Below are 11,860 nucleotides of genomic sequence, written 5' to 3' on the forward strand. Positions count from 1 at the left end.
AAGGTGGTCATCATGACGAGAAAGTTCTTATGGGGGATTATTGTAGTGTTGTTAATTACAAATTTAACGACACTTCTTATTTGGGTGAATGTTAAAGGACAAGTTGACGATGCTGAAAATCATGCAGCGAAACCTTTAGTCGAAAATCGTAATGAGCCTGTGGCACTTATCGGGGAAGAGCCAATTGAGTACGAAGAGTGGGAGCAAGAGTTGCAAAATCAGTATGGAAAATCGGTGTTAAGCGGCATGATTGATCGTCAGGTTGTATTTGCGATGGCAGACCAATATGATATCCAAATTGAAGAGAAGCTGATCCAACGTGAACTTTCTCTTATGGAAACCATGCTAGGTGTAATGGAAGAAGCAAAAATAGAAGCAAAGCGAAAAGAATGGCTCGATGAGGTGCGTTATCGCTTTTTTCTAGAAGAACTTTTAACAAAGGATATTGGGATAGAAGCTGAGAAAATCAAGTCCTATTATCAGGAGCATGAAGATCAATATGACTTTCATGAAACTTATCAGCTCTCCCAAATCTTAGTGAAAACTCAGCAAGAAGCAAATAAGGTAAAAAAGGAACTTGATGAAGGGGCTTCATTTGAAATGCTTGCTCGAGAGTATTCGATTGATAGCTATACCAATGATAATGGCGGTTACCTTGGGTATTTTTCAAAAAAAAGCCAATACCTTCCGGGAATATATTATCGGACAGCACAGGATTTATCCTCTCAATCCTATAGCTCTCCCTTTGATACAGATCAAGGATATGTATTAATCTATGTTCACCGTAAGTTGCCTTCCATAATGTTTTCCTTTGAGGAAGTACAAAAACAAATTAAAAGAGAATTAGCACTTGAATATGTAGGTGATTCGTTTTCTGCAAAACCCCTTTGGGAAGAAGCCCAAGTGGATTGGGTATTTGGCGATTAACGTTTCGCCTATTTTTTTGCATTATAAATGGGTTCAAGCGGGTATATGTACTTAATGATAGGCATATTCGTATAGTAGGCTATAGACACTTTTTATTTGACAATTCATACTATGTTGCATACATTGTATATAAATCATATATAAATACTAGGGATTGAGGTGGACGGAATGAGAATAGCAAATTCAATTGCAGAGTTAATTGGAAAAACTCCAATCGTAAAGCTTAATGGGATGACGAATGAAGACGAAGCAGATATTTATGTGAAATTGGAATTCATGAATCCAGGGAGTTCAGTTAAAGATCGTATTGCTTTAGCGATGATTGAAGACGCTGAAGAGAACGGCAAACTAAAACCTGGTGATACAATCTTGGAGCCAACTAGCGGAAACACGGGTATTGGCTTGGCTATGGTTGCTGCAGCCAAAGGATACAAATCTGTATTAGTCATGCCAGATACGATGAGTGAAGAACGTCGCAACCTCTTAAAGGCGTATGGAGCTGAATTAGTATTAACGCCAGGTAGTGAAGGAATGAAGGGCGCTATTAAAAAGGCGGAAGAATTGCATGAGGAAAAAGGGTACTTTATGCCTCAACAATTTAATAACGAAGCAAATCCTCGTGTTCACGAACGAACAACTGGACCCGAAATTGTTGAGCAAATGAGTGATGGTCTCGACGCATTTGTATCAGGTATCGGAACAGGCGGAACGATTACTGGTGCCGGTAAAGTATTAAAAGAGCACTTTAAAGATATTCAAATCTATGCAGTAGAACCTGAAGGCTCTCCGGTTCTATCTGGTGGAAAAGGCGGACCGCATAAGATTCAAGGTATTGGTGCTGGCTTTGTTCCGAAGATTTTAAACACAAACATTTATGATGAAGTGTTAACCGTTACAAATGAACAATCCTTTGAAACAGCTCGGGAAGCGGCGAAAGTAGAAGGGTTACTTGGTGGGATTTCTTCCGGGGCAGCTATTTATGCTGCACAACAAGTGGCTAAAAAGCTAGGCAAAGGGAAGAAAGTTTTAGCCATTGTTCCTAGTAACGGAGAACGTTATCTATCTACGCCTCTTTATCAATTCGACTAAATCGGAAGTAAACCCTTTCTCCTAATGAGGAAGGGTTTTTATTATGTAAAAAGATCAAGTACAATAGAGGAAGAAATGTAAGACGGTAAAAGGAGTTAGATCATGGAACATTATCTACAAACAAGTGTGAAATCCTATGATTTACAAAAGCAAACTCTCGTAATGGGAATTCTAAATGTCACGCCTGATTCATTTTCTGATGGTGGTCAGTTTAATGAATTAGACGCAGCTATAGAACAAGCTAAAGAAATGGAAGCGAACGGAGCTCACATTATTGATATCGGTGGTGAATCCACTCGACCTGGGCATGAACCCGTTTCTACTGAGGATGAGTTGAAAAGGGTGCTACCTATCATAAGGAAATTAAAGCTAGCAGTGAACATACCGATTTCAATTGATACCTATAAGGCTGAAGTTGCACAGCAAGCTATTGAAGCTGGTGCGTCCATTATTAATGACGTGTGGGGAGCGAAGCATGACTCAGAAATGGCAAATGTCGCTGCGGCTTATCAGGTACCCATTATCCTGATGCACAACCGTGACAATCGAGAATACAACGACTTAATCCAAGATATGAAGGAAGATCTAAAAGAGAGTATTCGGATCGTAAAAGAAGCAGGAGTAAAAGATCATAACATCTTCTTGGATCCTGGAGTAGGCTTTGCGAAAACGATGGAGGATAACTTATTTGTTATGCGGCACTTAGATTCATTTGAGGATTTAGGTTATCCGATTTTACTGGGAACATCACGTAAAAGGTTTATTGGCCATGTGTTAGATCTTCCGGTAGAAGAAAGAATGGAAGGTACGGGAGCTACAGTTTGTCTTGGAATTCAAAAAGGGGTTGATATCGTGCGTGTTCATGATGTACAACCTATTGCCCGTATGGCGAAGATGATGGATGCTATGATTGGGAAAGGAGATGCAATCAATGGATAAAATATTAATGAATCAGATGACATTTTACGGCTATCATGGTTTGTTCCCTGAAGAAAATAAATTAGGTCAGCGTTTTGTCGTAGATTTAGAACTTGAGTTAGACTTGAAAAAAGCAGGAGAGACAGACGACATGAATGAAAGTGTCAATTATGGCCATATTTACGATGAAACGCAGAAAATTGTGGAAGGTCAAGCGAAGCAACTAGTAGAAACAGTAGCTGAAGATATTGCATCAACCATGCTAGATACCTTTCAAAAAGTACAAGCAATTAAGGTGAAGGTCATTAAGCCAGACCCTCCTATTCCTGGTCATTACGACTCGGTTGCGATCGAAATTTATAGGGAGAGATCATAGTTATGGTGCATGCCTATATAGCGCTTGGATCCAATATCTCCCCTCGATCAGAATACCTTAATCAAGCCATTGATCGAATTGAGGAACATCAGGAAATTCATGTTATAAAAAGATCATCTATTTATGAAACGGTTCCGGTAGGTTATACTGAACAAAGTGATTTCTTGAATATGGTTATTCATGTGGAAACAAATTTAAGTGCTCAAGAACTGCTATCTTACTGTCAGTCTATTGAACAAACGTTAGGTAGAGAACGTTTGGTAAGATGGGGGCCTCGTACGATAGACCTTGACATTTTACTATATAATCAAGAAAATATTGAATCAGAGCAGTTAATGGTCCCACACCCAAGATTACAAGAACGAGCTTTTGTGCTCGTTCCTTTATATGAAATAGATCAAGAACTACACGTTCCGCATATGCAGCAGTCTGTTAAGCAACTGTTATCTGCTTTAGCGGATGAAGAGATAGAAGGGGTAAAACCATGGAAGCCGAAAAATGGGGAAAGCGAATCAAAGCATACAGAAAACTAAAAGGTTATACGCAAATTAACTTTGCTAACAAAATTGATATTTCTGTATCGGTATTAGGTGAAATTGAAAGAGGAACACGGGCACCCAATGAGAAAATGATCAATAAAATGTCCATTGAGCTTGGTATCCCCGTGCAAGAACTCACACCAAAAAAGTAAGCTTCTTTTGAACCATTACTTAAGATTAATTATATGAACCAAATCGTTCATAATAAATGGAGTGATAAAACATGACGGAAGAATTAAATGAGCACATGCGGGTTCGCCGTGAAAAGTTACAGTCCTATGCTGACCAAGGCATCGATGCATTCGGTAACAAATTCGAGCGTACACATCTATCTGAAGATCTAAAAGAAGCCTATAGCGAAATTTCAAAAGAGGACCTTGAGGAAAAAGCTATTCAGACAACAATAGCTGGACGTATTATGACAAAGCGTGGTAAAGGTAAAGCTGGATTTGCCCATATTCAAGACCTTAAAGGCCAAATCCAAATCTACGTACGTAAAGATACAGTAGGAGAAGAGGCATATGAACTTTTCCAATCTGCTGACATGGGAGATATCGTAGGTGTCGCAGGTACGGTTTTCAAAACAAAAGTAGGTGAACTTTCCGTAAAAGCAAGTGAATTGCACATGCTTACAAAGTCACTACGTCCATTACCAGAGAAGTTCCACGGACTTAAAGACGTTGAGCAACGTTATCGTCAACGTTATCTTGATCTTATTACTAATCCAGATAGCCGTGACACGTTTGTTACAAGAAGTAAAATCATTCAATCCATGCGTCGTTACTTTGATGGTCGTGGATTCTTAGAAGTAGAAACACCAACTATGCACGCAATCCCAGGTGGTGCATCTGCGCGACCATTTATTACACACCATAATGCGTTGGATATGCCTTTATATATGCGTATTGCTATTGAATTACACTTAAAGCGCCTTATTGTTGGTGGTATGGAAAAAGTATATGAAATCGGTCGTGTATTCCGTAACGAAGGTGTATCTACACGTCATAATCCAGAATTTACGATGCTTGAATTGTATGAAGCCTATGCAGACTTCCATGACATCATGTCTCTAACAGAAAATGTTATTGCTCACATTGCAAAAGATGTACTTGGAACTACAACAGTACACTATGGTGAATATGAAGTTAACCTTGAGCCAGAATGGACAAGACTTCATATGGTAGATGCAATTAAAGAATATACAGGTGTAGACTTCTGGCAGCAAATGACCGACGAAGAAGCTCATGCATTAGCAAAAGAACATGGTGTAAAGGTAGAGAAAAGCATGACGTTTGGCCATATTGTAAATGAGTTCTTTGAACATTTTGTAGAAGAGAAACTTATTCAACCTACATTTGTTTATGGACACCCAGTAGAAATTTCTCCACTAGCGAAGAAGAATAAAGAAGATGAACGCTTCACGGATCGTTTTGAATTATTTATTGTAGGTCGCGAACATGCGAATGCATTCTCTGAGTTAAATGATCCAGTAGATCAACGTAAACGTTTTGAGTCACAAGTGAAAGAACGTGAAGAAGGAAATGATGAAGCTCATTTAATGGATGAAGATTTCCTAGAAGCTCTAGAGTATGGTTTACCACCAACAGGCGGGTTAGGAATCGGTATCGATCGTTTAGTTATGCTACTAACGAATTCACCATCCATTCGTGATGTGTTACTGTTCCCGCAAATGCGTCATAAAGAATAATCATAGAAAAACGTCCTCCATTTAATAATGGTGGACGTTTTTTATATCACCTTCTTATAATAGAAGAACATGAACAGACCAGAGATGTTTATAGTGTTTGTAATAAGTAGATGAAAGCTTCAAATCAGTTCTGTTTTCCTATTGTGGCGTTTATCACAACAGCTTCAGAAATATCTGAATAAACTTATATTAAAAAAGTATAAATAATCTATTGCATTATCCATTGGAGCCATGGTACATTATTAAACGTTGCGTTATCGACACAGCAAAGCAGCACAGCAAAACAACGCAGCAAATCAACTGAAGTCATCAAAAAAACTTAAAAAAGTTATTGACTTAAGGTTGGCAAGATGGTATATTGATTAAGTCGCTGTTTTGAGGCGACGAAATAAAAGAAACACTATTTGATCCTTGAAAACTGAACGAAACGACATGTTACGTCAATGAATTACTTTTTATTTTAAAAAGCCAGACATCATTTTGATGCAAAGGCGAACTCTTATGGAGAGTTTGATCTTGGCTCAGGACGAACGCTGGCGGCGTGCCTAATACATGCAAGTCGAGCGCGTGAAACAACATGATCCCTTCGGGGTGATTGTTGTGGATCGAGCGGCGGACGGGTGAGTAACACGTGGGTAACCTACCTGAGAGATCGGGATAACCCCGGGAAACCGGGGCTAATACCGAATAATCGTTGGAACCGCATGGTTCCAGCGTAAAAGGCGGCTTTTGCCGTCACTTTCAGATGGACCCGCGGCGCATTAGCTAGTTGGTAAGGTAACGGCTTACCAAGGCAACGATGCGTAGCCGACCTGAGAGGGTGATCGGCCACACTGGGACTGAGACACGGCCCAGACTCCTACGGGAGGCAGCAGTAGGGAATCTTCCGCAATGGACGAAAGTCTGACGGAGCAACGCCGCGTGAACGATGAAGGTCTTCGGATCGTAAAGTTCTGTTGTTAGGGAAGAACAAGTACCAGAGGAAATGCTGGTACCTTGACGGTACCTAACCAGAAAGCCACGGCTAACTACGTGCCAGCAGCCGCGGTAATACGTAGGTGGCAAGCGTTGTCCGGAATTATTGGGCGTAAAGCGCGCGCAGGCGGTTCCTTAAGTCTGATGTGAAAGCCCACAGCTCAACTGTGGAGGGCCATTGGAAACTGGGGAACTTGAGTACAGAAGAGGAGAGCGGAATTCCACGTGTAGCGGTGAAATGCGTAGATATGTGGAGGAACACCAGTGGCGAAGGCGGCTCTCTGGTCTGTAACTGACGCTGAGGCGCGAAAGCGTGGGTAGCAAACAGGATTAGATACCCTGGTAGTCCACGCCGTAAACGTTGAGTGCTAGGTGTTAGGGGGTTTCCGCCCCTTAGTGCTGAAGTTAACGCATTAAGCACTCCGCCTGGGGAGTACGGCCGCAAGGCTGAAACTCAAAAGAATTGACGGGGGCCCGCACAAGCGGTGGAGCATGTGGTTTAATTCGAAGCAACGCGAAGAACCTTACCAGGTCTTGACATCTTCCGCTATCCCTAGAGATAGGGAGTTCCCTTCGGGGACGGAATGACAGGTGGTGCATGGTTGTCGTCAGCTCGTGTCGTGAGATGTTGGGTTAAGTCCCGCAACGAGCGCAACCCCTAATCTTAGTTGCCAGCATTCAGTTGGGCACTCTAAGGTGACTGCCGGTGACAAACCGGAGGAAGGCGGGGATGACGTCAAATCATCATGCCCCTTATGACCTGGGCTACACACGTGCTACAATGGATGGTACAGAGGGCAGCGAGACCGCGAGGTCAAGCAAATCTCAAAAAACCATTCTCAGTTCGGATTGCAGGCTGCAACTCGCCTGTATGAAGCCGGAATCGCTAGTAATCGCAGGTCAGCATACTGCGGTGAATACGTTCCCGGGCCTTGTACACACCGCCCGTCACACCACGAGAGTTGGCAACACCCGAAGTCGGTGAGGTAACCTTTTTGGAGCCAGCCGCCGAAGGTGGGGCCAATGATTGGGGTGAAGTCGTAACAAGGTAGCCGTATCGGAAGGTGCGGCTGGATCACCTCCTTTCTAAGGATAACTACGGAAAACGCAGTTTTACTGCGTTCACGTAACATGCTTCGTTTCGTTCGGTTTTGAGGAATCAAATTCCTCAAAGTCATGTACCTTGAAAACTAGATAAGAATTAGACATCAAACCAACGCAATTTTTTCATTCACACCAGATGATATTCGCTCATCTGGCAACTGAGATAGTTAAGTGAATAAGGGCGCACGGTGGATGCCTTGGCACTAGGAGCTGATGAAGGACGGGACAAACACCGATATGCTTCGGTTAGCCGTAAGTAGGCTACGATCCGGAGATTTCCGAATGGGGAAACCCACCGCCCGTAATGGGGCGGTATTCTTAACTGAATTCATAGGTTAAGAAAGGCAGACCCGGGGAACTGAAACATCTCAGTACCCGGAGGAAGAGAAAGCAAACGCGATTTCCTGAGTAGCGGCGAGCGAAACGGAATTAGCCCAAACCAGAGAGCTTGCTCTCTGGGGTTGTAGGACACTCCTTTGGAGTTACCAAGGAACAAGATAGATGAATCGATCTGGAATGATCAGCCAAAGAAGGTAACGGCCCTGTAATCAAAATCTTGTTCCCTCCGGAGTGGATCCTGAGTACGGCGGAACACGTGTAATTCCGTCGGAATCCGGGAGGACCATCTCCCAAGGCTAAATACTCCCTAGTGACCGATAGTGAACCAGTACCGTGAGGGAAAGGTGAAAAGCACCCCGGGAGGGGAGTGAAATAGAACCTGAAACCGTGTGCCTACAAGTAGTCGGAGCCCGTTAATGGGTGACGGCGTACCTTTTGTAGAATGGACCGGCGAGTTACGATCCCATGCAAGGTTAAGTTGAAGAAACGGAGCCGCAGCGAAAGCGAGTCTGAATAGGGCGATTTGAGTATGTGGTCGTAGACCCGAAACCGTGTGATCTACCCATGTCCAGGGTGAAGGCCAGGTAACACTGGCTGGAGGCCCGAACCCACGCACGTTGAAAAGTGCGGGGATGAGGTGTGGGTAGCGGTGAAATGCCAATCGAACACGGAGATAGCTGGTTCTCTCCGAAATAGCTTTAGGGCTAGCCTCAAAGTGAGAGTCATGGAGGTAGAGCACTGATTGGACTAGGGGCCCTCATCGGGTTACCGAATTCAGTCAAACTCCGAATGCCATCGACTTATCTTTGGGAGTCAGACTATGAGTGATAAGGTCCATAGTCGAAAGGGAAACAGCCCAGACCGCCAGCTAAGGTCCCTAAGTGTATGTTAAGTGGAAAAGGATGTGGAGTTGCTTAGACAACCAGGATGTTGGCTTAGAAGCAGCCATCATTTAAAGAGTGCGTAATAGCTCACTGGTCGAGTGACTCTGCGCCGAAAATGTACCGGGGCTAAACATACCACCGAAGCTGCGGATTGTTCTTTGAACAATGGTAGGAGAGCGTTCTAAGTGCTGTGAAGTCAGACCGTGAGGACTGGTGGAGCGCTTAGAAGTGAGAATGCCGGTATGAGTAGCGAAAGAAGAGTGAGAATCTCTTCCACCGTAAGTCTAAGGTTTCCTGAGGAAGGCTCGTCCGCTCAGGGTTAGTCGGGACCTAAGCCGAGGCCGAAAGGCGTAGGCGATGGATAACAGGTTGATATTCCTGTACCACCTCCTTTCCGTTTGAGCAACGGGGGGACGCAGTAGGATAAGGGAAGCGCGCCATTGGATGTGCGCGCCCAAGCAGTGAGTGTGATGCATAGGCAAATCCGTGCATCAAACACAAGCTGTGATGGGGAGGGAACTATAGTACCGAAGTCCCTGATTTCACACTGCCAAGAAAAGCCTCTAGCGAGGAAAGTGGTGCCCGTACCGCAAACCGACACAGGTAGACGAGGAGAGTATCCTAAGGTGATCGGGAGAACTCTTGTTAAGGAACTCGGCAAAATGACCCCGTAACTTCGGGAGAAGGGGTGCTCCTTCATAAGGAGGAGCCGCAGTGAAAAGGCCCAAACGACTGTTTAGCAAAAACACAGGTCTCTGCGAAACCGTAAGGTGAAGTATAGGGGCTGACACCTGCCCGGTGCTGGAAGGTTAAGAGGATGAGTTAGCTTCTTGCGAAGCTCTGAATCGAAGCCCCAGTAAACGGCGGCCGTAACTATAACGGTCCTAAGGTAGCGAAATTCCTTGTCGGGTAAGTTCCGACCCGCACGAAAGGTGCAACGATTTGGGCACTGTCTCAACAAGAGACCCGGTGAAATTATACTATGCGTGAAGATGCGCATTACCCGCGACTGGACGGAAAGACCCCGTGGAGCTTTACTGTAGCCTGATATTGAATGTTGGTACAGCTTGTACAGGATAGGTAGGAGCCTTGGAAACCGGAGCGCCAGCTTCGGTGGAGGCATTGGTGGGATACTACCCTGGCTGTACTGACATTCTAACCCAGGGCCGTGATCCGGCCCGGAGACAGTGTCAGGTGGGCAGTTTGACTGGGGCGGTCGCCTCCCAAAAAGTAACGGAGGCGCCCAAAGGTTCCCTCAGAATGGTTGGAAATCATTCGCAGAGTGCAAAGGCACAAGGGAGCTTGACTGCGAGACCTACAAGTCGAGCAGGGACGAAAGTCGGGCTTAGTGATCCGGCGGTACCGAATGGAAGGGCCGTCGCTCAACGGATAAAAGCTACCCCGGGGATAACAGGCTTATCTCCCCCAAGAGTCCACATCGACGGGGAGGTTTGGCACCTCGATGTCGGCTCATCGCATCCTGGGGCTGTAGTCGGTCCCAAGGGTTGGGCTGTTCGCCCATTAAAGCGGTACGCGAGCTGGGTTCAGAACGTCGTGAGACAGTTCGGTCCCTATCCGTCGTGGGCGTTGGAAATTTGAGAGGAGCTGTCCTTAGTACGAGAGGACCGGGATGGACACACCGCTGGTGCACCAGTTGTTCCGCCAGGAGCACAGCTGGGTAGCTACGTGTGGACGGGATAAGTGCTGAAAGCATCTAAGCATGAAGCCCCCCTCGAGATGAAATTTCCCATCACTTCAAGTGAGTAAGATCCCTTGTAGACGACAAGGTTGATAGGTCAGAGGTGGAAGCGTGGTGACACGTGCAGCTGACTGATACTAATCGATCGAGGACTTATCTATCTCTATTGAAAAAAACGTTACGATGTCTCTTATCTAGTTTTGAAGGTATATTAATTTTTTAAAATTTACTCTTGATTTCTTTTTTGAAGGGTTATATAATATATCTTGTCCTTGAATTGAGGACACAATAAAATTGTCTGGTGGCTTTAGCGAAGAGGTCACACCTGTTCCCATGCCGAACACAGAAGTTAAGCTCTTCAGCGCCAATGGTAGTCGGGGTTTCGCCCCCGCAAGAGTAGGACGCCGCCAGGCAGTATATAATTCGGAGGATTAGCTCAGCTGGGAGAGCACCTGCCTTACAAGCAGGGGGTCGGTGGTTCGAGCCCGCCATCCTCCACCATCTATGCCGACCTAGCTCAATCTGGCAGAGCAACTGACTTGTAATCAGTAGGTTGGGGGTTCGAGTCCCTCGGTCGGCACCACTTGAAAATACGATATAAGATTGAAACATCGATCGAAATACTTTAGTTAGAGCCATTAGCTCAGTTGGTAGAGCATCTGACTTTTAATCAGAGGGTCGGAGGTTCGAATCCTCCATGGCTCACCACTTTTCACACTAAGCGGGTGTGGCGGAATTGGCAGACGCGCTAGACTTAGGATCTAGTGTCTCTTGACGTGGGGGTTCAAGTCCCTCCACCCGCACCATATCAATGCGGAAGTAGTTCAGTGGTAGAACACCACCTTGCCAAGGTGGGGGTCGCGGGTTCGAATCCCGTCTTCCGCTCCATTTCATTTAAATACTTAAAAGTCCTGCCGGGGTGGCGGAATTGGCAGACGCACAGGACTTAAAATCCTGCGATAGGTAACTATCGTGCCGGTTCGAGTCCGGCCCTCGGCACCATTCGAATATGCGCCCGTAGCTCAATTGGATAGAGCGTCTGACTACGGATCAGAAGGTTAGGGGTTCGACTCCTCTCGGGCGCGCCATATTAATAACGGGAAGTAGCTCAGCTTGGTAGAGCACATGGTTTGGGACCATGGGGTCGCAGGTTCGAATCCTGTCTTCCCGACCATCCCTTTAATAATAATGGGGCCTTAGCTCAGATGGGAGAGCGCCTGCTTTGCACGCAGGAGGTCAGCGGTTCGATCCCGCTAGGCTCCACCAAGATTTGATCCTTGAAAACTGAACGAAACGACATGT

At 45.2% G+C, this 11,860-nt stretch carries 7 protein-coding genes, 9 tRNA genes and 3 rRNA genes; all 19 read left to right on the forward strand.

Annotation, left to right across the window (positions count from 1 at the left end):
• Positions 1-12: 12 nt before the first annotated feature.
• The 19 genes from GS400_RS00510 to GS400_RS00600 all read left to right on the forward strand — a co-directional run bounded on the left by GS400_RS00510 (position 13) and on the right by GS400_RS00600 (position 11,824).
• Entirely contained in the window at positions 13-927 is a 915-nt protein-coding gene (locus GS400_RS00510; RefSeq protein ID WP_160098202.1) for a peptidylprolyl isomerase, read from the forward strand.
• A 168-nt stretch (positions 928-1,095) separates the two neighbouring features.
• Entirely contained in the window at positions 1,096-2,016 is a 921-nt protein-coding gene (cysK, locus tag GS400_RS00515) for a cysteine synthase A (RefSeq protein ID WP_160098204.1), read from the forward strand.
• Positions 2,017-2,118: 102 nt separating this feature from the next.
• Entirely contained in the window at positions 2,119-2,955 is an 837-nt protein-coding gene (gene folP, locus GS400_RS00520) for a dihydropteroate synthase (protein ID WP_160098206.1), read from the forward strand.
• Positions 2,948-3,310: a dihydroneopterin aldolase gene (gene folB, locus GS400_RS00525; RefSeq protein WP_160098208.1), complete on the forward strand. Its 363-nt coding sequence runs from the start codon at positions 2,948-2,950 to the stop codon at positions 3,308-3,310. The genes folP and folB overlap by 8 nt, the downstream gene beginning before the upstream one ends.
• Before the next feature lie 2 nt (positions 3,311-3,312).
• The gene (gene folK / locus GS400_RS00530) at positions 3,313-3,843 is read left to right on the forward strand and encodes a 2-amino-4-hydroxy-6-hydroxymethyldihydropteridine diphosphokinase (protein ID WP_160098210.1); all 531 of its coding nucleotides are present in this window, start codon (positions 3,313-3,315) and stop codon (positions 3,841-3,843) included.
• On the forward strand, positions 3,795-4,001 hold the full coding sequence (locus GS400_RS00535) for a helix-turn-helix domain-containing protein (protein ID WP_160098212.1): 207 nt from the start codon (positions 3,795-3,797) through the stop codon (positions 3,999-4,001). The genes folK and GS400_RS00535 overlap by 49 nt, the downstream gene beginning before the upstream one ends.
• A gap of 71 nt (positions 4,002-4,072) precedes the next feature.
• Positions 4,073-5,557 (forward strand): lysine--tRNA ligase, encoded by a 1,485-nt coding sequence (lysS, locus tag GS400_RS00540; RefSeq protein ID WP_160098214.1) that lies wholly within the window; start codon positions 4,073-4,075, stop codon positions 5,555-5,557.
• A 498-nt stretch (positions 5,558-6,055) separates the two neighbouring features.
• Positions 6,056-7,618 (forward strand): 16S ribosomal RNA (locus GS400_RS00545).
• Between the two features lie 183 nt (positions 7,619-7,801).
• Positions 7,802-10,719: ribosomal RNA gene (locus GS400_RS00550) — 23S ribosomal RNA — on the forward strand.
• 136 nt (positions 10,720-10,855) lie between these two features.
• Positions 10,856-10,971 (forward strand): 5S ribosomal RNA (gene rrf / locus GS400_RS00555).
• Together the 16S, 23S and 5S rRNA genes with 9 tRNA genes alongside form the textbook arrangement of a ribosomal RNA operon.
• 12 nt (positions 10,972-10,983) lie before the next feature.
• A tRNA-Val gene (locus tag GS400_RS00560) sits at positions 10,984-11,059 on the forward strand.
• 5 nt (positions 11,060-11,064) lie between these two features.
• Positions 11,065-11,141 (forward strand) — tRNA-Thr (locus tag GS400_RS00565).
• A 49-nt stretch (positions 11,142-11,190) separates the two neighbouring features.
• Positions 11,191-11,266, forward strand: a tRNA-Lys gene (locus GS400_RS00570).
• 13 nt (positions 11,267-11,279) lie between these two features.
• A tRNA-Leu gene (locus GS400_RS00575) sits at positions 11,280-11,364 on the forward strand.
• A 7-nt stretch (positions 11,365-11,371) separates the two neighbouring features.
• Positions 11,372-11,446 (forward strand) — tRNA-Gly (locus GS400_RS00580).
• Between the two features lie 25 nt (positions 11,447-11,471).
• Positions 11,472-11,560, forward strand: a tRNA-Leu gene (locus tag GS400_RS00585).
• A 9-nt stretch (positions 11,561-11,569) separates the two neighbouring features.
• Positions 11,570-11,646, forward strand: a tRNA-Arg gene (locus GS400_RS00590).
• Between the two features lie 9 nt (positions 11,647-11,655).
• Positions 11,656-11,732 (forward strand) — tRNA-Pro (locus GS400_RS00595).
• A gap of 16 nt (positions 11,733-11,748) precedes the next feature.
• A tRNA-Ala gene (locus GS400_RS00600) sits at positions 11,749-11,824 on the forward strand.
• The last annotated feature ends 36 nt before the right edge of the window (positions 11,825-11,860 follow it).

The sequence above is a fragment of the Pontibacillus sp. HMF3514 genome, assembly GCF_009858175.1.
GTDB lineage: Bacteria > Bacillota > Bacilli > Bacillales > BH030062 > Pontibacillus.